Annotated in this window: 27 protein-coding genes; 1 reads left to right on the forward strand and 26 read right to left on the reverse strand. The window is 31.0% G+C overall.

Annotated elements, in window-relative coordinates; translation table 11 throughout:
- Positions 1-38: 38 nt before the first annotated feature.
- The 26 genes from mreB to G594_RS0102305 all read right to left on the reverse strand — a co-directional run bounded on the left by mreB (position 39) and on the right by G594_RS0102305 (position 22925).
- A complete protein-coding gene (mreB, locus tag G594_RS0102180; protein ID WP_027097052.1) occupies positions 39-1073 on the reverse strand; it encodes a rod shape-determining protein MreB in 1035 nt (344 codons plus the stop codon).
- Between the two features lie 88 nt (positions 1074-1161).
- Positions 1162-1413: a sporulation transcriptional regulator SpoIIID gene (gene spoIIID, locus G594_RS0102185; RefSeq protein WP_027097053.1), complete on the reverse strand. Its 252-nt coding sequence runs from the start codon at positions 1411-1413 to the stop codon at positions 1162-1164.
- 98 nt (positions 1414-1511) lie between these two features.
- Positions 1512-2216 (reverse strand): M23 family metallopeptidase, encoded by a 705-nt coding sequence (locus G594_RS0102190; RefSeq protein WP_027097054.1) that lies wholly within the window; start codon positions 2214-2216, stop codon positions 1512-1514.
- 148 nt (positions 2217-2364) lie between these two features.
- Positions 2365-3408: a stage II sporulation protein D gene (spoIID, locus tag G594_RS0102195; RefSeq protein ID WP_027097055.1), complete on the reverse strand. Its 1044-nt coding sequence runs from the start codon at positions 3406-3408 to the stop codon at positions 2365-2367.
- 181 nt (positions 3409-3589) lie between these two features.
- Positions 3590-4843 carry a UDP-N-acetylglucosamine 1-carboxyvinyltransferase gene (gene murA, locus G594_RS0102200; RefSeq protein ID WP_027097056.1) on the reverse strand — a complete coding sequence of 418 codons (1254 nt, stop codon included), beginning with the start codon at positions 4841-4843 and terminating at the stop codon, positions 3590-3592.
- 21 nt (positions 4844-4864) lie between these two features.
- Positions 4865-5506, reverse strand: coding sequence for a hypothetical protein (locus G594_RS19500; protein WP_027097057.1), 642 nt, complete (start codon positions 5504-5506; stop codon positions 4865-4867).
- Positions 5507-5652: 146 nt separating this feature from the next.
- A complete protein-coding gene (gene atpC / locus G594_RS0102210; RefSeq protein ID WP_027097058.1) occupies positions 5653-6060 on the reverse strand; it encodes an ATP synthase F1 subunit epsilon in 408 nt (135 codons plus the stop codon).
- Between the two features lie 13 nt (positions 6061-6073).
- Positions 6074-7465 (reverse strand): F0F1 ATP synthase subunit beta, encoded by a 1392-nt coding sequence (gene atpD, locus G594_RS0102215; RefSeq protein ID WP_027097059.1) that lies wholly within the window; start codon positions 7463-7465, stop codon positions 6074-6076.
- Positions 7466-7481: 16 nt separating this feature from the next.
- On the reverse strand, positions 7482-8333 hold the full coding sequence (atpG, locus tag G594_RS0102220) for an ATP synthase F1 subunit gamma (protein ID WP_027097060.1): 852 nt from the start codon (positions 8331-8333) through the stop codon (positions 7482-7484).
- 37 nt (positions 8334-8370) lie between these two features.
- Positions 8371-9885, reverse strand: a complete 1515-nt coding sequence (gene atpA, locus G594_RS0102225) for a F0F1 ATP synthase subunit alpha (RefSeq protein WP_027097061.1) — start codon at positions 9883-9885, stop codon at positions 8371-8373.
- 10 nt (positions 9886-9895) lie between these two features.
- Complete coding sequence (locus G594_RS0102230; protein ID WP_027097062.1) at positions 9896-10435, reverse strand: F0F1 ATP synthase subunit delta; 540 nt, start codon at positions 10433-10435, stop codon at positions 9896-9898.
- A gap of 2 nt (positions 10436-10437) precedes the next feature.
- The gene (locus G594_RS0102235; RefSeq protein ID WP_027097063.1) at positions 10438-10917 is read right to left on the reverse strand and encodes a F0F1 ATP synthase subunit B; all 480 of its coding nucleotides are present in this window, start codon (positions 10915-10917) and stop codon (positions 10438-10440) included.
- A gap of 47 nt (positions 10918-10964) precedes the next feature.
- A complete protein-coding gene (gene atpE / locus G594_RS0102240; protein ID WP_027097064.1) occupies positions 10965-11183 on the reverse strand; it encodes an ATP synthase F0 subunit C in 219 nt (72 codons plus the stop codon).
- Positions 11184-11210: 27 nt separating this feature from the next.
- Positions 11211-11894, reverse strand: a complete 684-nt coding sequence (locus tag G594_RS0102245; RefSeq protein WP_027097065.1) for a F0F1 ATP synthase subunit A — start codon at positions 11892-11894, stop codon at positions 11211-11213.
- A 1-nt stretch (position 11895) separates the two neighbouring features.
- Entirely contained in the window at positions 11896-12252 is a 357-nt protein-coding gene (locus tag G594_RS0102250) for a hypothetical protein (RefSeq protein WP_027097066.1), read from the reverse strand.
- 588 nt (positions 12253-12840) lie between these two features.
- On the reverse strand, positions 12841-14022 hold the full coding sequence (locus G594_RS0102255) for an acetyl-CoA C-acetyltransferase (protein ID WP_027097067.1): 1182 nt from the start codon (positions 14020-14022) through the stop codon (positions 12841-12843).
- Between the two features lie 117 nt (positions 14023-14139).
- On the reverse strand, positions 14140-15288 hold the full coding sequence (gene wecB, locus G594_RS0102260) for a non-hydrolyzing UDP-N-acetylglucosamine 2-epimerase (protein ID WP_271815509.1): 1149 nt from the start codon (positions 15286-15288) through the stop codon (positions 14140-14142).
- Positions 15289-15312: 24 nt separating this feature from the next.
- On the reverse strand, positions 15313-15807 hold the full coding sequence (locus G594_RS0102265; protein WP_027097069.1) for a deoxycytidylate deaminase: 495 nt from the start codon (positions 15805-15807) through the stop codon (positions 15313-15315).
- Between the two features lie 264 nt (positions 15808-16071).
- Positions 16072-16701, reverse strand: a complete 630-nt coding sequence (upp, locus tag G594_RS0102270; RefSeq protein WP_027097070.1) for a uracil phosphoribosyltransferase — start codon at positions 16699-16701, stop codon at positions 16072-16074.
- A gap of 16 nt (positions 16702-16717) precedes the next feature.
- Positions 16718-17167 (reverse strand): ribose 5-phosphate isomerase B, encoded by a 450-nt coding sequence (rpiB, locus tag G594_RS0102275; protein ID WP_027097071.1) that lies wholly within the window; start codon positions 17165-17167, stop codon positions 16718-16720.
- 60 nt (positions 17168-17227) lie between these two features.
- The gene (locus tag G594_RS0102280) at positions 17228-17662 is read right to left on the reverse strand and encodes an arsenate reductase/protein-tyrosine-phosphatase family protein (RefSeq protein ID WP_027097072.1); all 435 of its coding nucleotides are present in this window, start codon (positions 17660-17662) and stop codon (positions 17228-17230) included.
- A gap of 12 nt (positions 17663-17674) precedes the next feature.
- Positions 17675-18724 (reverse strand): L-threonylcarbamoyladenylate synthase, encoded by a 1050-nt coding sequence (locus G594_RS0102285; RefSeq protein WP_027097073.1) that lies wholly within the window; start codon positions 18722-18724, stop codon positions 17675-17677.
- 17 nt (positions 18725-18741) lie between these two features.
- A complete protein-coding gene (locus tag G594_RS0102290) occupies positions 18742-19329 on the reverse strand; it encodes a hypothetical protein (RefSeq protein ID WP_027097074.1) in 588 nt (195 codons plus the stop codon).
- Positions 19330-19386: 57 nt separating this feature from the next.
- On the reverse strand, positions 19387-20469 hold the full coding sequence (gene prfA, locus G594_RS0102295; RefSeq protein ID WP_027097075.1) for a peptide chain release factor 1: 1083 nt from the start codon (positions 20467-20469) through the stop codon (positions 19387-19389).
- Between the two features lie 62 nt (positions 20470-20531).
- A complete protein-coding gene (gene prmC / locus G594_RS0102300) occupies positions 20532-22322 on the reverse strand; it encodes a peptide chain release factor N(5)-glutamine methyltransferase (RefSeq protein WP_027097076.1) in 1791 nt (596 codons plus the stop codon).
- Positions 22323-22334: 12 nt separating this feature from the next.
- Entirely contained in the window at positions 22335-22925 is a 591-nt protein-coding gene (locus tag G594_RS0102305; RefSeq protein WP_027097077.1) for a thymidine kinase, read from the reverse strand.
- Between the two features lie 174 nt (positions 22926-23099).
- Here G594_RS0102305 and rpmE point away from each other — a divergent pair, with 174 nt between their 5' ends.
- Complete coding sequence (rpmE, locus tag G594_RS0102310) at positions 23100-23312, forward strand: 50S ribosomal protein L31 (protein WP_027097078.1); 213 nt, start codon at positions 23100-23102, stop codon at positions 23310-23312.
- The last annotated feature ends 8 nt before the right edge of the window (positions 23313-23320 follow it).

The raw sequence follows: 23320 nt of genomic DNA on the forward strand, positions 1-23320 counted from the left end.
AAAAGTGAGAAACTCTATAAAGCTTCTCACTTTTTATGTTACTCTATTAAAATTACTTCTTGATTATTCAAGTTATTATCCAACTTATCAAAATAAGCAAGAACCTTTCCAGTTCCTTCTGCAACACATTCAACTGAGTCAGCTGCAACTATAGCACTTACTCCAGTTTCAAATTCAATAAGCTTGTCTAATCCGTCTAATAAAGCACCTCCACCAGTTAAAAGGATTCCCTTTTCTATAATATCTGCCGCTAATTCTGGAGGAGTTTTTTCTAACACTGCTTTTACAGCCTCTACTATTAAAGTAACAGGTTCTTGTAATGCTTGTCGAATTTCTTCAGTTGTTATTTCTACCTCATCTGGTAAACCAGTAACTAAATTTCTACCCTTCATACTTGAAGTTAAATTTCTGCCCCCTTTAAAGGCTGAACCTATTGTAACCTTTAATTCTTCTGCAGTCTTTTCTCCTATCATAATTTTATGTTTACTTCTTACATACTTTATGATAGCTTCATCAAATTTATCTCCAGCACTCTTTATTGATGATTTAACAACGATACCACCAAGAGAAATTATAGCTATATCACATGTCCCCCCACCAATATCAACTACCATTGATCCATTTGGCTTTGTTATATCTAATCCTGCACCAATTGCTGCTGCTAAAGGCTCTTCTATCAGATTAACTCTCTTTGCTCCGGAATTTCTTGCTGCATCTATTACGGCTCTTCTCTCTACTTCTGTAGCCTGTGAAGGAATGCAAACCATTACCTTAGGAGCAACCATATTTTTCTTACCAACAGCTTTAACTATAAATGCCTTTAACATTTTTTCAGTTACATCATAATCAGAAATAACCCCGTCTCTTAATGGACGAACTGCTACTATATTTCCTGGTGTTCTTCCAATCATCTTTCTTGCTTCTTCCCCAACAGCCAATACCTTATTATTAATTTTGTTTATAGCAACAACTGATGGTTCTTTTAATATAATACCTTTACCTTTTTCATAAACAAGCACAGTAGCTGTACCTAAGTCTATTCCCAGCTCTACCCCTGATCTCCAAAACCACATTTTTTTCACTCCCATATATAAAAATTACATTTAGATAACAATTTCTTCAAAATTCTGCCTATTCTTTATTATATATGGAATATTCCTATCATTCAATAGCTTTATACTTTAATTTAGTGGCTTTTCCGCCTCTAATATGTCTTTCTGCTTTATTAAGTTCTAAAATACTATGAGTTTTTTCTGCAATAATTGGATTTATTTTTGGTAATCTCTCTGTCATATCTTTATGAATTGTACTTTTACTTACTCCAAAAACTTTAGCAGTTTTCCTAATAGTAGCTTTTGAATCAATTATATATTGTGCTACCTCAAGAACTCTTTCTTCAATATAGTCTTTCAAAATGCTACCTCCTTCATTTTTTATTTCTTTATTCTTTTTAATTATTGACCAGTCATTCCTTTTTCAAGGAATGACTGATTAATATTATTTCTAACAAATTACTTTAGCTTATATGAAAAATACTTTAATGGATCTACTTGTTTTCCTTGTGAATTTATTACTTGTATATTTAAAAATTCACCAAACTTATCTCCAAATATCTTTACAGTATTTCCAACTTTACCGATAACAGTGCTTGATGTTACCTTATCTCCAGCCTTAACATTAACTTTAGGATCAAGATTAGCATAAACAGTCTTTAATCCATTAGCATGCTTGATAACAACTCTTGTTCCTTCTTCAACATCGCCAACACCTACTGTTTCTACAACACCTTCTGCTGCTGCTTTTACTTCCGAACCTATCTTAGATTTAATATTTACTCCAGATAAAACACGTTGATTTCCTTCATCATCAATAATTTGAGGAGTTGTCTTAAACTCTCTAATTAAAGTTCCTGAGATTGGATTAACAAATTTCACTTCCGTAGTATTTGATACAGCAGTAGTCTTTTCGGTATTCTTATTAGTTGTACTCTCCACTCTTTCTGCATTTTGCATGTTATTACTTACATCTTTATCATCAACATTCAACGAAATTTCTTTATTATTCTCTTCTTTTTTAGGATCTGTTTGTAAATTACGTGATTTCTTAAAATATACAGTTCCAAGTGTTGTGATAATACACAAACATAGGAAAAGTACTACGTAAAAACCCTCCTTCCTAAAAAAATCTTTTACCTTTTGTAAATTATTTTTGTCCATATAAACACCTCCTTTTTCTATTGTTTCCTTTTTGTATAAAATAATACATATTATCCATATTTTATTTATTTTTATTTTAAAAAAATAAGGATATAAAATAAGCCTTTGACTTATCTTATATCCTTACCTTATTAAAAGTTTTTAATCGCTATTTATATACTATTTTTTCAATTTCTATTCCTGAATAATAATGTTTTAATATATCTTTATAATTCTTTCCGTCCTTGCCCATAAAGTTTGCTCCCCATTGGCTCATTCCAACTCCATGCCCATAGCCTTTACAATTAATTTTAACCACATCATTACCATACTCTATTGTAAAATTTGATGACCTAAGATCAAATAATTTTCTAAAATCAATTCCCGAAATTGTTTTTTCTCCTAATGCTATACTTTTTACATACTCCGCATTAGTTCTAGACTCTATCTTTACCTTATCTTTTAAATTTGTTTTTGTAACTCCAGAATCCTTATATGTTTTATTTATTGTATTTACAAATTCATCAAATCCAATTTCCTTTGTTGTACTATATTTTGTAGCATCTTCATCCCAAGAACTATCTACTGATTTTAAATAAGGAATATCTCCTGAGAACACTTCTAAGGAATCCTCTGTCTTACCTCCACTTATAGCAAAGAATTGAGGATACTTAACTATCTCATCGCCATATATCATAACCTCACCCTCTGTAGCTTTAACAGAGCTAACAATCTTCTCCCAATAAGTTTCTGCTTTCGCACTTTCCCACTTCTGCATTCTTTCATCCTTACTCATATATGCCTGACAGTGAGTTGATGAACAAATTTCTGCTCCATGCTCTTTAGCTGATTTACAAGGAGAAATTCTCTTAGAAAAATAAAAAGTTCTAGCTGCTATAGATTGAGCCTTTATTGCCTCTTCATTAAATTCTGCAGGCATTTCTGCAGCTACTACTCCAACTATATAATCTTCTAAACTTATTTCTTCTACCTTTCCTGTGATAGTATTATATACCTTTACTTTATCATCGCCCTTAACTATTACCCCTTCATCTTTAACATACTTTATAGTATCATCGCTAAGTTCAAAAGAGCTTGTACGTTTAAATGGAGATGCAATGAATATACTACAAATTATTATTGTAAAGGAAATTATAAATATGCTTATATAAGAAATAACTTTAAATTCATTTTTCGCACCATTATAATTCATTTCTCCCTCCTAAAAAATAATTTCCTTTAATTATATGCTTACATAATTTTACTTATCACTACTCTCAATAAGCTTTATTATTTTCTAATATATACATAAGAATATATATTTATATATTTTTGCATAAAAGAAGCTACATCTTAACGATATAGCTTCTTTATAAAAAAATTATAATTCCTTTTTAATACTTAATTCTTTCAATATCAGCTCCAAGACCTCTGAATTTCTTTTCAATATCTTGATAACCTCTATCTATATGATAAATATCTCCTATTTCTGTTGTTCCTTCAGCTACTAATCCAACCAATATCATAGCAGCTCCTGCTCTTAAGTCTGTAGCTTTAACCTCACATCCAGTTAGTTTGTTAACACCTTCAATAAAAGCTGTTCTACCATCTATTTTTATTTTAGCTCCCATTCTAGTAAGCTCTGCTACATGCATAAATCTATTCTCAAATATAGTTTCTGTTACTATGCTAGACCCCTCAATTAAGCATAGCAAGCTCATCATTTGAGGTTGCATATCTGTAGGGAACCCTGGATAAGGTAAAGTTTTAATATCTACAGGCTTCTTAGGACCTGTTCCATCAACTATTACAGATTCTCCTAATTCTTCAAAGTTAATTCCACACTCTTTTAACTTTTCTATTAATGGTCTTAAATGTTCTCCATTTATACCATTAATTTTAATTCTACTGTTTGTTATTGCAGCACTTATCATAAATGTGCCAGCTTCAATTCTATCATATATTGGTTTATATTTAATGCCACCTAAATGATCTACACCTTCTATTGTAATCTTTCCTGTACCAGCACCGACTATATTAGCTCCCATTGAGTTTAAAAATTCTGCTAAATCCCATATTTCAGGTTCTTCTGCAGCATTTTCAATTATAGTTGTTCCTTCTGCTAATACAGCAGCCATAATTATATTCTCAGTTGCTCCAACTGAAGGGAAATCTAAATAAATTCTATTTCCTTTTAATCTATCTACCTTAGCTTCTACATATCCATGTCCAATATTTATTTCAGCTCCTAAGGCTTTAAAGCCTTTCAAATGAAGATCAATAGGTCTACTACCTATATTGCATCCTCCTGGAAGTGATAATTTGCAATAACCAAACCTTGCTAACATAGGACCCATTATTAGAAATGAAGCTCTCATTTTCCTTATTAATTCACTATTAGCATCAACAGGAATCAATTTACTTGTATTTATTTTTATCTTTTCATCCATTATTTCTAAATCGCAATTTAAACCACTAAGTAGGTTACATATAACCAAAACGTCTTCTAGCATAGGTATATTTTCTAATTCAATATTCTCTTTTGAAAGAATTGTTGCTGCAATTATAGGCAAAACCGAATTCTTCGCTGCGCTTATGTTTACCTCACCACTTAGTTTCTTTCCACCTTTAACTACTATCTTTTCCATATTCTCCTCCATAATGACTTATTAGTATGTTGAAAAAATTATTGGTGTACCAATAACTAAGTAAGTCCCTTTATCGTAGTTACTTACTGCAAAATTGACCCTTTCTCCATCTTGTAATTTAGCTGTTCCAACATAACCATTATGGATATCTAGGGCATTTATGTCTTTTATGTTTTGTACTTTATTAATAATATCTAATCCTTCTTCTGTATTATTTATTTTTCCCTTTATATATTTAAAATATCTAGGTTTACTTGAAGTATTAACTTGTAATTGTGATAAATCTTGTATTAAATTTAATAACTTTTTGTCTTTACTAAAATTAGTTATTACCGCATCTACTAATGTTTTTCCCTTATTTTCATAAACAATAATATTTATTTCTATATTATTGCACTTTATAGAAATACCATCATTAGTTATTTCAGAAACACTTGAACTATAATGCTTTTTTATTTTCTTTTGTATTAAACTTAAAGTATCTTCTAGTGAAATATTGCTTTCATATTCTATCTTCACGCCACTTTCTACAAAGGTACTTTCTTCTTTTATTAATTTTTCAATAGAATAAAAATCATTACATGACCAACTAACTATAGGAAAAGCACTAATAAAAATAACAGAAAAAAGGAAACTTAATACAAGGCATACTCTAACCTTCACATATACCCCCACCTTTCCTTCATAATTATGGTCATTTATTCCATTTTTTATACAATTACTTTATTTACTATTAGTATATAAAAGTCGTATTTTTTTGTGAAAGATTGTCAAAAAAATATAATTTTTTACATAAAAAAAAGCATTCATTAAATTGAATGCTTTTTTAAACCTATTCTTATATTTGCTCTAATTAATGCTGCCTGTGCTCTTGCAACATCAAACTTAGATGAATCTTTTAATCTTTCTTCAGCTCTTCCTTTTGCTTCTTCTGCTCTAGCTAAATCAATATCTTCAACTAATTCTGCTGCATCACTACAAAACATTATTTCATTATTGCTTAAATTAATTACTCCTCTAGATGTAAATAGCTCTTTCTTATTTCCTACTTTATCATAAAACACAGTAACACTTGGTACTGTACTCATTATAATAGGTGCATGATTAGGTAGAAACTCAACCATACCATTAATTGTATTTACAAATACTTTTTCTACCTCTTCGTTTACAACCATCTTACTAGGAGTTAAAATTTTTAATATAAAGGTTTTGGCCATTTTCCTCCACCTCTTATCCTAATGTTTTAGCTTTTTCAAGAGCTTCTTCTATAGTACCAACAAATAAGAATGCTGATTCTGGTATATCATCATATTTTCCATCTAAAATTTCCTTAAACCCTCTTACAGTTTCTTTTATTGGAACATACTTACCTGTCATTCCCGTAAATTGTTCTGCTACTGTAAATGGTTGTGATAAGAATCTTTGAATTCTTCTTGCTCTTGAAACTACTGCTTTATCTTCATCTGATAATTCATCCACACCTAAAATAGCAATTATATCTTGTAATTCCTTATATCTTTCAAGTATATTCTTTACATCCATTGCCACTTCATAATGCTCTTTACCAACAACTCTCGGATCTAGAATTCTTGAAGATGATTCTAATGGATCAACAGCTGGGTAAATACCTAATTCTGAAATACTTCTTGATAAAACTGTTGTTGCATCTAAGTGAGCAAAAGTAGTAGCTGGTGCTGGGTCAGTAAGGTCATCTGCTGGAACATATACTGCTTGAACTGATGTTATAGACCCATTAGTAGTAGATGTAATTCTTTCTTGAAGAGCACCCATTTCAGTTGCAAGAGTTGGTTGATATCCAACAGCTGATGGTATTCTTCCTAATAAAGCTGATACTTCTGAACCCGCTTGTGTAAATCTAAATATATTATCTATAAATAACAGTACATCTTGGCCTTTATCTCTAAAATATTCAGCCATTGTAAGTCCTGTTAAAGCTACTCTCATTCTTGCTCCAGGTGGTTCATTCATTTGACCAAACACTAATGCAGTCTTTTCTATAACCCCTGAATCCTTCATTTCATGGTATAAATCATTACCTTCTCTTGATCTTTCACCAACACCTGTGAATACAGATAATCCACCATGTTCTTTAGCTATATTATTAATAAGCTCTTGAATAAGAACAGTTTTTCCTACACCTGCTCCACCAAAAAGACCTATTTTTCCACCTTTTTGATAAGGAGCTAGTAAGTCAATAACCTTTATTCCTGTTTCAAACATTTCTGGTTCAACTGATTGATCTTTGAAGCTAGGAGCTGGTCTGTGGATTGGATATTCTTCTTTTGCATTTACATCTCCAGCATTATCCATAGTTTTTCCTAAAACATTAAATAGTCTTCCTAGTACTTCTTCACCAACTGGAACTGCTATTGGTCTACCAGTATCTACAGCTTCCATACCTCTTCTTAGTCCTTCAGTAGCTTCCATTGCTATGGCTCTTACTATATCATCTCCCATATGTTGCTCAACTTCAGCTACTAATACATCTTCTCCCATATTTATATGAATAGCATTATATAAATTAGGAAGAGAGTCTGAATTAAACTTTATATCAACTACTGGTCCTATTACTTGAACCACTTTTCCTATCTTGCCAGGCATCTAATATACCTCCTTACTATTTTTGTGCTTCTGCTCCTCCAACTATTTCTGAAATTTCTTGAGTAATCATGCTTTGTCTAATTCTATTATATCTTATATTAAGTTCTTGAATTATATCATTTGCATTGCTTGTTGCTCCATCCATAGCTTGCATTCTAGCACTTTGTTCACTGCATTTTGCACTTAACATTAAAGCCCTTAGCTTTCCTTTTAGATATATATCTAAAGAATCTGTAAGAACAGTTTTTAAATCAGGTTCTACTATTTGTTCTCCTACCTCTCCTACTGCTCTTTCAACAGGCAATAGTTTTTCGCTCTTAACTTCTTGTTTTATAGGAGATATAAATTCTGTATATACAACATTAACCTCTGAAACTTCAGCTGAAACAAAAAGCTTTAAAGCTTTTTCATAAACTAATTTAACTTCTTTTATAGTTGGTATATCAGGGATATCAACATATTCATCTATAGTTTCTAATCCGTTCCTTCTTAAATAAGATATTCCCTTACTACCTACACTAATTATTTTGCAATTATCCTTATCATCCTTGATTAAGCTATCTAAAAAAGCAACTACATTATTATTGTATCCAGCACATAATCCAGTATCAGAAGTGATTATTATATAAAGCTTATAATTACCATCATTTCCATCAAAATATGAAGTAGTAAGTTTTTCTTCTGATATTCTTGCTAAAGACTTCATGGTTTTTTCAGCTATTTCTAGATATTGCTCATTTATAGATAACTCTTTTCTACATTTTCTTAATTTAGAAGTGGCAACAAGTCCCATTGCATTTGTTATTTTCTTGGTACTTTCTACGGACTTTAATCTTCTCTTTATCTCTATAAGTCCAGCTGCTCCCATTATTCCACCTCCTAAAGAATTGCATAGCTTTTAAAAGCTATGCCTCTTGTAAAAATATCTTTTTATATTCAACGATTGTTTCTTCTAATGTTTTCTTTATTTCATCAGTTAAAACTTTTTCTGTTACTATTTTCTTTAATAATTCTCTTTGATGAGTATCCATATATTCTAAGAAACTTTTCTCAAACTTTCTTATATCACTAACTTTTATATCTGAAAGGAAGTCATTAACTGTTGCATATAAAATAACAATTTGCTTTTCAACAGCCATTGGTTCGTACTGATCTTGCTTTAATACTTCAATTAATCTCTTACCTTTTTCAAGCCTTCTCTTAGCATCTCTATCTAAATCCGATCCAAATTGAGAGAATGCTGCAAGTTCTCTATATTGCGCCAATTCTAATCTTAAAGTACCTGAAACTTGCTTCATTGCTTTAATTTGAGCATTACCACCAACTCTTGATACAGAAATACCTGCATTTACTGCTGGTCTTTGACCTTGATTAAATAAATCTGATTCTAAGAAAATTTGACCATCTGTAATTGAAATTACATTAGTTGGAATATATGCTGTAACATCCCCTGCTAACGTTTCTATTATAGGAAGAGCTGTTAGTGATCCTCCTCCATTTTCAGCTGACAACTTAGCTGCTCTTTCTAACAATCTTGAATGAATATAGAATACATCTCCAGGATATGCTTCTCTTCCTGGTGGTCTTCTAAGAAGTAATGACATTGTTCTATAAGCAACTGCATGCTTAGATAAATCATCATAAATAATTAGTACGTCCTTACCTTGATGCATAAAATACTCACCCATACTACATCCAGCATATGGTGCTAAATATTGTAATGGTGCTGTATCTGATGCTGTAGAACTTACTATTATTGTATAGTCCATAGCTCCCATTTCAGTTAATGTATTAACTATATGAGCAACTGTAGATTGTTTTTGACCTATAGCAACATAGATACAAATAACATCTTTACCTTTTTGATTTATAATTGTATCAATCCCTATAGCAGTCTTTCCTGTTTGTCTATCTCCAATTATAAGTTCTCTTTGTCCCTTACCTATCGGAATCATAGAATCTATAGCTTTAATACCAGTTTGTAGTGGTTCATTAACTGAACTTCTGTCAATAATAGATGGAGCTGGAATTTCCATTGCTCTAGTATTACTAGTTTTTATAGGTCCTTTTCCATCAATAGGATTACCTAATGAATCAACAACTCTTCCTATTAATTCTTCACCAACTGGAACTTGAACTATTCTATCAGTTCTCTTTACTATATCTCCTTCTTTGATTCCTTCTTCTGACCCTAGTAGAACACAACCTACATTGTCTTGTTCAAGGTTAAGAGCCATACCATATACATTATTAGGGAACTCTAATAATTCCCCTTCCATACAATCATCTAATCCATATACTCTAGCGATACCATCACCAACTTGGATTATTGTACCAGAATCTACTTTTTGAATATGCTTTTCATATCTTTCAATTTCTTTTTTTATAATTGAAGTAATTTCTTCTGGTTTTATATTCATGGACTCACCTCTATTCTCTCTTAAGCATTATGTCTTTCATTTCCTCTAGTTTAGATTTTATTGTTCCATCAATAACATCATTTCCAACTCTTACGTATACTCCACCTAGAAGACTCTTATCTATTTCTGTAGTCATAATAATTTTCTTATTATACTGCTTTTCAAGTTTTTCTTGTAAATTAGAAATTTCACTCTCTAATAATGGTACTGCCGTCTTCACCACTGCTGATAGAATATTTTTTCTCTCAAGATCAATCTTTTCCATTTCGTTAAGCTTTTCTCTTAAGTACAATATTCTATCTTTCTCTATAAGTATCAATAGAAATGAAAGTAATTCTTCATCTATTTTTCCTTTAAAAATATTTATAAATGTTCTCTTTTTATTTTTAGTACTTATTTGAGGATGTTTTACAACCTCATAAAAATCCTTATTATTTTCTATTAAGTCACAAATTTCTCTAAGGTCATTAATATACTCATCTACTTTGTCTTTTTCTTTGGCTACTTCATATAATGCTAAGGCATATCTCCTATCTAAATATTCATACATATTTAACTACCTACCTTAGTTATAAAATCGCCTATTAATTCCCTTTGAGTACTATCTTCAAGCTTTTCTTCTAGAGCCTTTGTAGATAATTCAATTGCTAAATTAACTACTTGTTTCTTTATTTCATATTGAGCTTTTTCTTTTTCTCTTTCTATTTCTAACCTTGCTCTATCAACTATAGCCTTAGCTTCTTTATTAGCATCATCTACAATTTCACTATATACTTTATTAGCTTTTTGTTTTTTCTTCTCTATTATCTTCTTACCTTCTTCTTTAGAAGACTTAAGAATTCGTTCATTTTCTATTAAATATAATCTTGCCTTTTGAGATTCATCCTCTGCATTTGACAATTGTTCTTGTATAAAATCTTCTCTGTCTTGTATAGCAATACGAATTTTTTCCCAAAAGAAGTGTTTAAGTATTAGTACTAAAATAAAAAAGTTTATTAACGTCATTAATAGAACTGATGGATCTATATCCATATTCTCTCAGCCTCCCTTCGGAGTCAATAATATCAACTCTTCTTAAACTATTTTATAACTATTAACATGATAGCTACTATTAACCCGTAAATAGCTGTTGCTTCTGAAAGACCTGCACCTAATATTAAAGCACTTTGAATCTTACCTGCTGCTTCTGGTTGTCTTGCAATTGATTCTGTTGCCTTTCCTGTTGCTATACCAATTCCTATACCTGCTCCAATTCCTGATAATACAGCGATACCTGCTGCAATTACTGATAAATCCATTTAAATTTCCTCCTTCAAAATTACATTCTAATGATGTTCTGCTGTCATTTTAATATTTATTATTGTTAGCATTGTGAATACTAGCATTTGAATGCTTCCATCAAATAAATCAAAGTATCCATGTGCTATAATTGGTGCTCCTATTTGAGCTAGCATTCCTATTGAACCTAAAGCTTCATAGATCATTTCTATAAGCATAGTAGCTGCCATCATATTACCAAAAAGTCTAAGGGCCAATGATATTGGCAACATTACTCTTTCCATAATATTTAATGGAAGCATCATTAAGAATGGTTCTCCCAAGCCTTTTGTATAACCCCACACACCATTTCTCTTAATTGCTGTATAGTTAATAACTAAGAATGATGTTAACCCAAGTCCTAAGGTAACGCTTAAGTTTTGAGTTGGTGGCGCGATTCCTATTATTCCCATCAAGTTAAGAACTAGTAAATATATAACTAAAGTTCCAACATAAGGAATATATCCCACATAACTTTCGCCCATATTATTTTTAACAAGTCCTTCTATAGTAGTATATAGGGTTTCTAATACTACCTGTCTCTTATCTGGCACCCTTTTAAGATTTCTTGTTAAAATATAGGCTGCGATTCCTAAAATCAGAATTACCGCCCATTGAACAATTATGTCTCTTGTAATGTTTATGGGGAAACCTCCGATATTAAAGGAAAAGATAGGTGCTACTGATTCCAACCTAAACACTTCCTTCCACTGTTAATGTACAATAAAGTCTTATTCCTTGGTCTAGTATTATTCCAACTAAATATGACAATACTAGTATAATATTGTGGATAAATGGTAATATAACTATTAATACTAAAAGAACTCTAAGAATAGATGTTGTTAAGATTAATATTTTATTTTTATGAAGCCACCTTTTAGTAGAGAATGATATTGCCAAATAATTTAGCATTCCAACTATTACACCCAAGAAAAAAACTATTGCAGGCTTAAACGAAAATACTAAGCTAATAATTAAAGACATAAATAAACCAACTAGCATATCATATTTTGTGATTTTTCGTTCCAAGTTATTCATCTCTTTACTCATTGAGCACTCCCCTCTCGCTTACCCTTATGTATTATAGCCCCACTATAAACTTTAAGAAAACCTTATTTTTACTTAAATAAACTTAAAATTGTTTAAATTTTGAATTTATACATGTAATATTAGCCATTCTCTTAACAAACATCGATAGTCTTCCTATTTTCAACAATAATACATAAATTTATTCATAATTATTCATTTGTCTTAATATTCTGAAAATTTAAATGTTATGCAAGTTTACTTGATAACATTTTCATTTAATACTTTGTTTAAATATTTTATTATATTTTCTAAATTTATTCATAGTTATAGTGTATTAACTACCATTTACTCTACCTTTTCATTATTATATTGAAATAGATTATTCCTATTTATTCATTTATTTATTTAAAATAAATGTTGCTTTCTTTAGAAATACTCCTATGATTATTTAATACATCAATATTTTTAATAGAAAATGCTCAAGTTTTTAACAATTTACTTCTTTATATATATCGAAAAATACTAGATTATGGTTATATTTTGAACTTTCTTATATACAAAAAGAATGTATTAGAATACCTCTAATACATTCCTCAAAATATGTGTATACTATACTCTTTCAACAATAAGAGCTGTTCCCATTCCGCCACCTATACAAAGTGTAGCTAAACCTCTCTTAGCATCTCTCTTTTCCATTTCATAAAGTAAAGTTGTTAATATTCTAGCTCCTGAAGCTCCTACTGGATGTCCTAAAGCAATAGCTCCACCATTTACATTAACCTTGCTCATATCAAAGTTAAGGTCTTTAGCAACCGCTAAACTTTGAGCTGCGAATGCTTCATTAGCTTCTATTAAATCCATATCTTCAACAGTTAAATTAGCTGCTTCTAATGCTTTCTTTGTTGCATGGAATGGTCCATAACCCATTATTGCTGGATCTAGTCCCTTAGAGCCATAAGAAACAATCTTAGCTAAAGGTTTAACCCCTAATTCAGCTGCTTTTTCTGCACTCATAACAACAAATGCAGCTGCCCCATCATTAATTCCTGAAGCATTACCTGCTGTAACTGTACCATCTTTAACAAACGCTGGCTTTAATTTAGCTAACTTTTCAACAGTTGTTCCGAATCTTGGGAATTCATCAGTATCAAATATTATTGGATCTCCTTTTCTTTGTGGAATAACAACTGGAACTATTTCATCTTTGAATTTTCCAGCCTTTATTGCTGCTTCTGCCTTAGCTTGTGAAGATGCTGAAAATTCATCTTGCATTTCTCTAGTTAATCCCCATTGTTTAGCTATATTTTCAGCTGTAACTCCCATATGGTAGTTATTAAATGCATCCCAAAGAGCATCTTTTATCATTGTATCAACTAATTTTCCATCACCCATTCTTTGTCCCCATCTTGCTTTATCTAAAACATATGGAGCCGCAGACATATTTTCCATTCCACCAGCAACTACGATATCAGCATCTCCTGCCTTAATCATTTGTGCTGCTAATGCAACAGTTCTTAAACCTGAACCACAAACCTTATTTATTGTCATAGCTGGTACTTCATTTGGTAATCCAGCTTTTAAAGTAGCTTGTCTAGCTACGTTTTGTCCTAGACCTGCTTGAATAACATTCCCCATTACTACTTCTTCAACTTGTTCTGGATTTATTCCTGCTCTCTTAACTGCTTCCTTAATTACTATAGCTCCTAATTCTGCTGCTGGAACATCTTTTAAAGTTCCACCAAATGAACCTAAAGCTGTTCTTGCTGCACTTGCAATAACTACTTCTCTCATTTCATATACCTCCTAAATTCAAAAAAACTCATTTATCTTTGTTAAACTATTAACACAATTACAATTATACCATTTTTCACATATTTTTCAAGGAAATTTTGTTAAATTTTAAACAAACTACCTCTTAAATTCCTCTACTTCTTTATCACTTAAATCAAAATATCGTAATATAGCATCTGCAATTCTCTCTGATGCCTTTCCATCACCATATGGGTTTACTGATTTACTCATTTTTTCATAAGCTTCTTTAATTTGAATTAATTCATTAGCTTCACTTACAATTTTATCTATATCTGTCCCAACTAATTTTACTGTACCGTATGCCACTGCTTCTGGTCTTTCTGTAACATCTCTAAGAACTAAAACCGGCTTTCCTAAGTGTGGTGCTTCTTCTTGTAATCCACCTGAATCAGTCATTACCATAAAACACTTATTCATTAAATTATGTGTTTCTTTTGTGTCTAATGGTGGCAATAAATGAATCCTATCGTTTCCACCTAATCTTTCATGAACAACATCTTTTACTACAGGATTTAAATGTACTAGATAAACTAATTCCACATCATTATTATCCTCTACAATTTTATTTAATGCTGTACAGATATTCTCTACTCCTTCTCCCCAATTTTCTCTTCTATGGGCAGTTATCATTATTACTTTCTTATTTACATAATCTATTTTATTTAATTCTTCGTTTTCAAATTTATAATCTTCCTTAACCGTATGAAGCATAGCATCTATTACAGTATTTCCTGTAATATAGATATCATTTTCGCTTATACCTTCTCTTAAAAGATTGTTTTTTGACCCCTTTGTTGGTGCAAAGTGTAAATCAGCTAATGACCCTGTTAGCTTTCTATTCATTTCTTCTGGAAATGGAAAGTACTTATCAAAAGTTCTTAATCCTGCTTCAACATGACCAACCTTTATTTGTTGATAAAATGCTGCTAATGCACCTGCAAAAGTAGTTGTTGTATCTCCATGAACTAATATCATATCTGGTTTTTCTTTTATAAAAACCTCTTCTAATCCTTCAAGCACTCTATTAGTAATACCAGTTAAAGATTGTTTACTTTTCATTATATTCAAATCAAAATCTGGCTTAATCTCAAAATACTCTAGAACCTGGTCTAACATCTCTCTATGTTGTGCAGTAACACATACCTTAGATTCTATTTCTTCTCTTTTTTCTAATTCCTTAACTAACGGTGCCATCTTAATGGCTTCTGGTCTTGTTCCAAAGATGGTAATAATCTTCTTTTTCAATTCACTTACCTCCAAATATAATTGTTAATATCCAAATTCTTTACTTATTGCTAATGAATCATCCTCATCTACCCATGATAAAACATCTATAACTCTATACTCACTTTTACTATCTCTAATAATTACATTTTCTATGCCTGAATTTATTATCATTCTTTTGCACATCGAGCAAGAATTTGCATCTTTTACATACTCTTTAGTATTAGCATCTTTACCTACTAAATATAATGTTGCTCCAATCATATCTCTTCTTGAAGCACTAATTATGGCATTAGCTTCACTATGTACACTTCTACACAACTCGTAATGAGTGCCTCTTTTAACATTTAATTTTTCCCTAATGCAAGTTTGCATATCTATACAATTCTTTCTTCCCCTTGGTGCCCCAGTATATCCAGTAGAAATTATTTCATCATTTTTTACTATTATAGATCCATAATTTCTCCTTAAGCATGTCCCTCTTTCTGCCACAGTTTCCGCTATATCAAGATAATAATTATCCTTATCTCTTCTTCTCATAACCTACTCCTTATTTACTAAATATAATTTTTATATTCTTATTAAATTATATATTAGTTTAATATCTCTGTAAATCACTGTATATTTTCACAAAAAGGTTGCGTAAATATTTATTTTGCTTGTTCCGTGACAAGCTCCAAGTCACAGAAAATAAATATATATTCCCTTAGTACTTAATCCTTGATTTTATATATTCCTAGACAGCAAAAATAAAGAGAAATTGCAAAGCAATTTCTCCCCCTTAGCTATTTAATTATCTACTAACTATTTAGTTCCAAATAGTCTATCCCCCGCATCACCAAGACCAGGAACTATATATCCTTTTTCATTTAATTGTTCATCTATTGAAGCTACGTATATGTCTACATCTGGATGTGCTTCTTGTACTGCTTTTATTCCTTCTGGAGATGAAATTAAACAAGCAAGTCTTAAATTCTTAGCTCCTCTTTCCTTTAATAAAGTTAATGCATCAGCTGCAGAACCTCCAGTTGCTAGCATTGGGTCAACAACTATTACTTCTCTTTCAGCTATATCTTGTGGTAACTTACAGAAATACTCAACTGGCTTTAAAGTTTCTTCATCTCTATATAAGCCTATATGTCCAACCTTAGCTGCTGGAATTAAACTTAGCATTCCATCTACCATACCTAATCCAGCTCTTAATATAGGAACTATAGCAACCTTCTTACCTGCTAACATCTTACATTTAGTCTTGCAAATTGGTGTTTCAATTTCTACTTCTTCCATGCTAAAATCTCTAGTTACTTCATAACCCATTAACATAGCAACTTCACTTACTAATTGTCTGAAGTCTTTAGCCCCTGTATCCTTACTTCTAATAAATGCTAACTTATGTAGTATTAGCGGATGATTGATTTCAACTACTTTACTCATTTCTTATCCCTCCAAGTTATTTATAATATTTTTTTTCAATCTCAGTTATTTTATTTATTCTTGCTAAGTGTCTATCACCTTCAAATTTAGCACCTAAAAATGTTTTTACAATATCTAGTGCTAATCCAGGTCCAACAACTCTTGCACCTAAAGCTAATATATTTGCATCATTATGCTCTCTTGTTGCATGTGCACTAAAAGTATCTGAGCATAAAGCCGCCCTTATTCCTGGAACCTTATTAGCTGCAATGCTTATACCTATTCCTGTTCCACAAATTAGAATTCCAAGATCACATTCCTTTGATGCAACAGCTTCTGCTGCCTTTAATGCATAGTCAGGATAATCACATGACTCTTTAGAATACGTTCCATAATCCTCTACATCATACCCATTATCTTTTAGGTACGATATAATCTCCTCTTTTAATTCAAATCCACCATGATCTGCTCCTAAAGCTATCTTCATAGTGCCACCTCCATTGCTATGTATATTCATAAAAAAAGAAAGAATAGGTATATACATACCTTAATCTTTCTTTATTTTTGACAATAATAAAGATACTGATTCTCTTATCTGATTGTAAGTGTTTTTATAAACAGAAACTGTGCCACCGTAAGGAGCTTTAATTTTATCCCCTACGCCAACATACTCAGATAATATAAATATCTTATTCTTATAATATTTTATTAAATGATCTCTCACATACTTAGTCATTGCTAAAACTAAGTATAATTCTTCTAGTAATTCATTCTCTATTTGTTTAGCTTTTTTATTTTTTAAATCAAGTTTAAGTCCTTTATAAATTAATTCAGCTGATTCCTTACTTATCTTGCTTCCTGGTATAATTGATATTCTAGCTGAATTTGAGGTAATATTATCATCTGTATTTAAGCTGTTAAAAACAGCTTCTGCTATAGGACTTCTACAAGTATTTCCTGTGCATACAAAGAGAACTTTCATATTTACCTCCAACTAAACATTTATAATATCAAAACCTGCAGATTTCTGTAATCTATTCATTATAGCTAAGCCTACACCTTCTTCTTCATAAGCCTCTGCAAGAATTATATCAACCTTTTTATCATCTAAACTTCTTAGTGCTTCAAATAAATTTTGAGCTACTTCAGATAGATTTTCCTTACTTCCAACTACTAGTACATCACCCAATTTATAGTAAGACGAGTTTTCCTTAGAAGATAGAATTCCAACCTTTTTACCTTCATCTATATAATTGTGTACCATCTCATTAATTTTTTCAACAGTTTTTTTTCTATTTCCTTTTATAATTTTAACTTTTGCATTTGGTGCATAATGACGGTATTTCATTCCAGGGGCCTTTGGCTTAAAATCCTCGCTTGGTTTTTGCATTATAGCTTTATCAATCTCTATATTAGGATCAATTTCTCTTAGCATCTCTAATGTTATGCCACCCGGTCTTAATACTATAGGAGGAGTAACTGTGCAGTCTACTATAGTTGATTCTACTCCTACTTCACTCTTTTCTCCACCAATAATATAGTCTACCCTTCCCATTAAATCTTCTACACATCTTTCAATATCCGTAGGGCTTGGTCTTCCACTAATATTCGCAGAAGGTGCTGCAATAGGTGTATTTGCAAGTTCTATTAGTTTCAGTGCAATGTCATTACTTGGCATTCTTATCCCTATAGTATTTAAATTAGCACTAGTTACATTAGGAATTATACTCTTTTTCTTCATTATAATAGTTATTGGTCCTGGCCAAAATTTATCCATTATCTTTTTTGCTACCTTTGGAACTTCTTCTACCAAATCACTTATTTCTTTACTTGCAACATGAATTATTAAAGGATTATCCTGAGGTCTACCTTTTGCAATAAATATTTTTTGAACTCCATTCTCATCTAAAGCATTAGCTCCCAATCCATATACTGTTTCTGTTGGAAATGCTACAATCCCCCCAGACTTTATTACTTCTGCTGCTTCTTTTATGTATATTAAATCATTTTCTAAATCATTAACTATGGCTACTTTTGTTTCCAAGTTTATTCCTTCCTTCTTTACACTAAAGTTTGTCCTCTTGCTATTTTTATATTCTGAATACATTCATCAGTATATGTAGCTCTCACACAATTTTTATATATCGTATCTAAAATCATATACTTCTTAAGGCCGCCTCTTCTTATTACTTGATAATAATATATGTTCTCTGGCTGAAGTTCTTTAATTCTCTTGTATTCCTCAGATGCTAGAGGATATCTCTTTAAAAATATAGAACCTATTGGTTTTAAGGACTTATTCTTAAAGTTTACTGTAGTTACAATAATAATATCCATATCTTCTTCCATTTTTTCAGTATGTACTAAAGCAACCTTATCACACAAAATCACACTTTCATTTGAAAGCAATCCATTCTTAAATCTTAATTTATTATTGCTACAACTATATTCTAATTTATAATAATTCATTTTATTTATAACAGCAACAAATATAAGAAATTCAATAAATAACAGATAACTTAAATAAAATGTATTATTAAGTCCAGTTAAAAATAGAATAATAGGTAAAGTAATAGCAAGAACAATCATTAAAATATAAAACTTTTTTAAGAACTTCTTTTCTCTTTTTATTGCCTTATATATATTCATACCATCCCCCACTAGCATAAAAGCCCTACATTTTTAAATGCAAGGCTTTCTTTAATATTACATATCTGTATTTCCCATTTGTTTCATTTTTTCAGCTTGATCTGCAGTTATAAGTGCATTTACCACTTCATCTATATCACCATTTAAGAAGGCCTCTAGCTTATAAAGAGTTAATCCTATTCTGTGATCTGTAACTCTACCTTGAGGATAGTTATAAGTTCTTATTCTTTCACTTCTATCCCCTGTACCAACTTGACTCTTTCTATCTTCAGCAATGCCTGCATTTCTTTCTGCTTCTGCTTGTTCATAAAGTCTAGCTCTTAATATTTTTAAAGCTTTTTCTTTATTCTTTAACTGAGACTTTTCATCTTGACATGAAACTACTAAACCTGTTGGTAAGTGAGTCATTCTTACAGCTGAGTCAGTAGTATTAACGCATTGTCCACCGTTTCCTGATGCTCTAAATACGTCTATCTTTAAATCTTTTTCGTTAATTTCTATTTCTACGTCATCAACTTCTGGTAAAACTGCAACTGTTGCAGTTGATGTATGAATTCTACCACTTGATTCAGTATCTGGAACCCTTTGTACTCTGTGAACTCCACTTTCGTACTTAAGCTTTGAATATGCTCCGTTACCCTTAATCATGAATACTACTTCTTTAAAACCACCAATGTCAGTTTCATTAGCACTCATTAATTCAACAGTCCATCTATTGTTTTCTGCATATCTTGTATACATTCTAAATAGGTTTGCTGCAAATAGAGCTGCTTCGTCTCCACCAGCACCTCCTCTAATTTCGACGAATACGTTCTTATCATCATTAGGATCCTTAGGTAATAATAAAATTTGAATTTCTCTTTCTAATTCTTCTTCTCTAGCAGTTAAATCAGAAATTTCTTCTTGAAGCATTTCTCTCATTTCTTTATCATTTTCTTCTGCTAACATCTCTTTATTAGCCTCTAGATCCTCAGTAACTTGTTTATAATTTCTATATGCATTAACTATTATTTCTAACTCGGCATGCTCTTTACAAAGCTTTCTCCATTCATTTTGATTGGCCATTATTGATGGATCACTTATCTTTACAGATAATTCATCATACTTATTTTCTATGAAAGCTAATTTATCTAATAACATGATATCACTCCGTACTTCATTTTTTCACATTTTAGTATTATATCATATAATCTTCGCTATTTTCAACAAGCAAACTTTCCTAATACTACTCTGTCTAATCCTGCTAAGTCCTTTACCACCTTAACATCTACAAATCTATTTTCTTCTAACAAGTTTTTTACACTTTCACCTTGGTCATATCCTATTTCAAAACAAAGCATTCCACCTTCTAATAAGGTTTCTTTACTTTGCTCTACAATCTTTCTATAGAATACAAGACCATCATCTCCACCACTTAAAGCAGTTTTAGGTTCATAATCCTTTACGTCTTCCATTAGTGTTTCTATTTCCTCTTCTTTTATATAAGGAGGATTTGAAACAATGATATTATATCTTTTATTTACTTTTATTACTTCATCTAATAAATCACTCTTTATAAAGCTCACCCTATCTTCTAAATTATTCCTTATTATATTCTTTTTAGTCACCTTTTCTGGAACTGGATATAAATCTATCTCATCAACTTTAATATCAGGTCTATAATGGGCTAATGAAATTCCAATTGCGCCACTTCCAGAGCATAAATCACATACTTCTAATTTTTTGTTTATAGGAATTAATTTCAGAACCTCTTCTACCAGCACTTCAGTATCACTTCTTGGGATAAGCACTCCTTCTTCTACATAAAAGTCTAACCCCATAAAATCACATTCTCCTAGTATATATCTAACAGGCATTTTATCTTGACGTTTTTTTATTAAATTAAAATATTTTATCTTATTTGAATTTGATACCTTTTCTGTAGAATTTGTAATCAAATATAATTTATCCTTTTCTAAAACTTTTCCAAGTAATAATTGTGAATCTAATCTAGATGTATCTATATCAGCATCTCCTAGTATTTTAGTCCCCTCATTTAAAAGCTCACCTATTGTCTTTTCCCTCTCTTCGATACCTTCAGCTGCTTTTAATGAAGCTATTGCAACTTCTATTTGTTTATCATCTGGTTCTCTTGTTGTTAACCCCTGAAGTTTTAGTCCTGGATAAGAAATTATTCTAGCTATAACACCATTGCTTTTACCTAACCACTTTATAATTTCATATGTTATTCCAGCTACAATTGGTATTAATAATATCCTTAATGCTATCCTCTGTAAAAATCCTCCCCATCCTGTAAATGAGAAAATAAACACACTTACAAACATAATTAAAAATAAAAAGTTAGTACCACATCTTGGATGAAATCTTGAAAACCTCTTTACATTTTCAACTGTAAGTTCTTCTTCAGCCTCATAACAAAAAATAGTTTTATGTTCTGCCCCATGATATTGAAATACCCTATACATATCATCTAACTTTGCAATTCCCCATATATATATTATCAAGATTGATATCCTTATAGCAGCTTCTATTAAATTCAATAATATAGGTGAAATACCAAATCCTTTAAATATAGTTGCTATAGCTGTAGGTAATCCTATAAACAATCCAATAGCTAGTAAAAATGCTATCCCCATTGTTATACTCATAATTATATCTTCAGCTTTTTCTCCATATTTTTTTCTAAGCCATCCTTCAAACCTATCTAATAGCCTTTCAAATTTTGATTCTGGTTCATAATCTTCATCCTCTTCAATAAATGAAGCTGAATGATTTAAAGAATCCATTCCTATTTTTAATGAATCAACTAATACAAATATCCCTCTTATAAGTGGAATATTTAAGAACTTATATTTTTTAGTTAATGGTACTACTTTTTCAACTTTAACATCAATCTCTCCATCTTCTTTTCTTACTGCTATTGCCATTCCTTTAGAGCCTCTCATCATTACTCCTTCAATAACAGCTTGCCCCCCAACATCTTTTCTTTTCATATTATCACTCACTTACTTCTCTTCATTTTTATATTTATAGTAGCATTGTCCACATAAAGATTCATATTCGACATTATCTACTGTATCAATAGCTATTTGATCTCCTGAAAAAACAAATTTTCCATTAATCTTTCTACCATTTAATAAAGCTTTATTCCCACATTTACATATAGTCTTCATTTCTTCTATACTATGAGCAATTAAAAGAAGTCTTTCACTTCCTTCAAAACCTTCCATCTTAAAGTCGGTTCTTAGTCCATAGCATATTACTGGAATTTCTAAGGTAACAGCTATCTCAAATAATTGATCTATTTGATACTTTTTCATAAATTGTACCTCATCCACCAATATACAATCTAATTTTCCACCTAATTCTATATTCTCCTTAACTTCACTAAGAATACTTGTATCTTTATCTACAATCATATCAACCTTTACTTCAACACCTAATCTAGAAACAAGTCTATCTCCACCCTTTTTATCAGTAGAAGGTTTGATTAATAAAACTCTCATTCCTCTTTCTTTATAGTTATATGCCACCTGCATTAAATGAGTTGATTTACCTGAATTCATAGCACCATATCTAAAATATAACTTACTCATCTAAAATAATCTCTCCTCTTATCTTTTGTTATAAAAATTATAGCATTTTACAAATTGATTAAAAAGTACTTTTAAAAATTACCTCTTCTTGACTCGAAATATACCTTGTGATATACTCTAATAGTTATTTAAGATGTTCATATTTAGTGGACAATTTCGAAAGAGGTGAAATAAATGAGAGAAGGCATACATCCTGAATACCACCACGACGCTGTGGTTAAGTGTGCATGTGGAAATACTTTTACAACAGGTTCAGTTAAAGACGAACTTAAAGTAGAAATATGCTCTAAATGCCACCCATTCTTCACTGGTAAGCAAAAGGCTGTGAACGTCGGCGGAAGAGTTGACAAGTTCAATAAGAGATTTAACCTTAACCAAGGTAAGTAAGAAATTAT

The organism is Clostridium paraputrificum AGR2156, assembly GCF_000424025.1.
GTDB classification, from domain to species: Bacteria; Bacillota; Clostridia; order Clostridiales; family Clostridiaceae; genus Clostridium; species Clostridium paraputrificum.

What these genes read in the sequence shown, in the direction of transcription:
- atpG (WP_027097060.1), bottom strand. Translation starts at nt 8,333, where the DNA reads ATGGGAGCAGCTGGACTTATAGAGATAAAGAGAAGATTAAAGTCCGTA.
- G594_RS0102255 (WP_027097067.1), bottom strand. Translation starts at nt 14,022, where the DNA reads ATGAGAGAAGTAGTTATTGCAAGTGCAGCAAGAACAGCTTTAGGTTCA.
- G594_RS0102290 (WP_027097074.1), bottom strand. Translation starts at nt 19,329, where the DNA reads ATGAATATATATAAGGCAATAAAAAGAGAAAAGAAGTTCTTAAAAAAG.
- rpiB (WP_027097071.1), bottom strand. Translation starts at nt 17,167, where the DNA reads ATGAAGATAGCTTTAGGAGCAGATCATGGTGGATTTGAATTAAAAGAG.
- rpmE (WP_027097078.1), top strand. Translation starts at nt 23,100, where the DNA reads ATGAGAGAAGGCATACATCCTGAATACCACCACGACGCTGTGGTTAAG.
- G594_RS0102280 (WP_027097072.1), bottom strand. Translation starts at nt 17,662, where the DNA reads ATGAAAGTTCTCTTTGTATGCACAGGAAATACTTGTAGAAGTCCTATA.
- G594_RS0102265 (WP_027097069.1), bottom strand. Translation starts at nt 15,807, where the DNA reads ATGAGAAGAAGAGATAAGGATAATTATTATCTTGATATAGCGGAAACT.
- atpD (WP_027097059.1), bottom strand. Translation starts at nt 7,465, where the DNA reads ATGCCTGGCAAGATAGGAAAAGTGGTTCAAGTAATAGGACCAGTAGTT.
- prfA (WP_027097075.1), bottom strand. Translation starts at nt 20,469, where the DNA reads ATGTTATTAGATAAATTAGCTTTCATAGAAAATAAGTATGATGAATTA.
- G594_RS0102250 (WP_027097066.1), bottom strand. Translation starts at nt 12,252, where the DNA reads ATGAGTAAAGAGATGAATAACTTGGAACGAAAAATCACAAAATATGAT.
- mreB (WP_027097052.1), bottom strand. Translation starts at nt 1,073, where the DNA reads ATGTGGTTTTGGAGATCAGGGGTAGAGCTGGGAATAGACTTAGGTACA.
- atpE (WP_027097064.1), bottom strand. Translation starts at nt 11,183, where the DNA reads ATGGATTTATCAGTAATTGCAGCAGGTATCGCTGTATTATCAGGAATT.
- atpC (WP_027097058.1), bottom strand. Translation starts at nt 6,060, where the DNA reads ATGGCCAAAACCTTTATATTAAAAATTTTAACTCCTAGTAAGATGGTT.
- prmC (WP_027097076.1), bottom strand. Translation starts at nt 22,322, where the DNA reads ATGAAAAGAAAAGATGTTGGGGGGCAAGCTGTTATTGAAGGAGTAATG.
- upp (WP_027097070.1), bottom strand. Translation starts at nt 16,701, where the DNA reads ATGAGTAAAGTAGTTGAAATCAATCATCCGCTAATACTACATAAGTTA.
- atpA (WP_027097061.1), bottom strand. Translation starts at nt 9,885, where the DNA reads ATGAATATAAAACCAGAAGAAATTACTTCAATTATAAAAAAAGAAATT.
- G594_RS0102230 (WP_027097062.1), bottom strand. Translation starts at nt 10,435, where the DNA reads ATGTATGAATATTTAGATAGGAGATATGCCTTAGCATTATATGAAGTA.
- spoIID (WP_027097055.1), bottom strand. Translation starts at nt 3,408, where the DNA reads ATGAATTATAATGGTGCGAAAAATGAATTTAAAGTTATTTCTTATATA.
- murA (WP_027097056.1), bottom strand. Translation starts at nt 4,843, where the DNA reads ATGGAAAAGATAGTAGTTAAAGGTGGAAAGAAACTAAGTGGTGAGGTA.
- G594_RS0102235 (WP_027097063.1), bottom strand. Translation starts at nt 10,917, where the DNA reads ATGGATATAGATCCATCAGTTCTATTAATGACGTTAATAAACTTTTTT.
- G594_RS0102190 (WP_027097054.1), bottom strand. Translation starts at nt 2,216, where the DNA reads ATGGACAAAAATAATTTACAAAAGGTAAAAGATTTTTTTAGGAAGGAG.
- G594_RS0102305 (WP_027097077.1), bottom strand. Translation starts at nt 22,925, where the DNA reads ATGAGTAAGTTATATTTTAGATATGGTGCTATGAATTCAGGTAAATCA.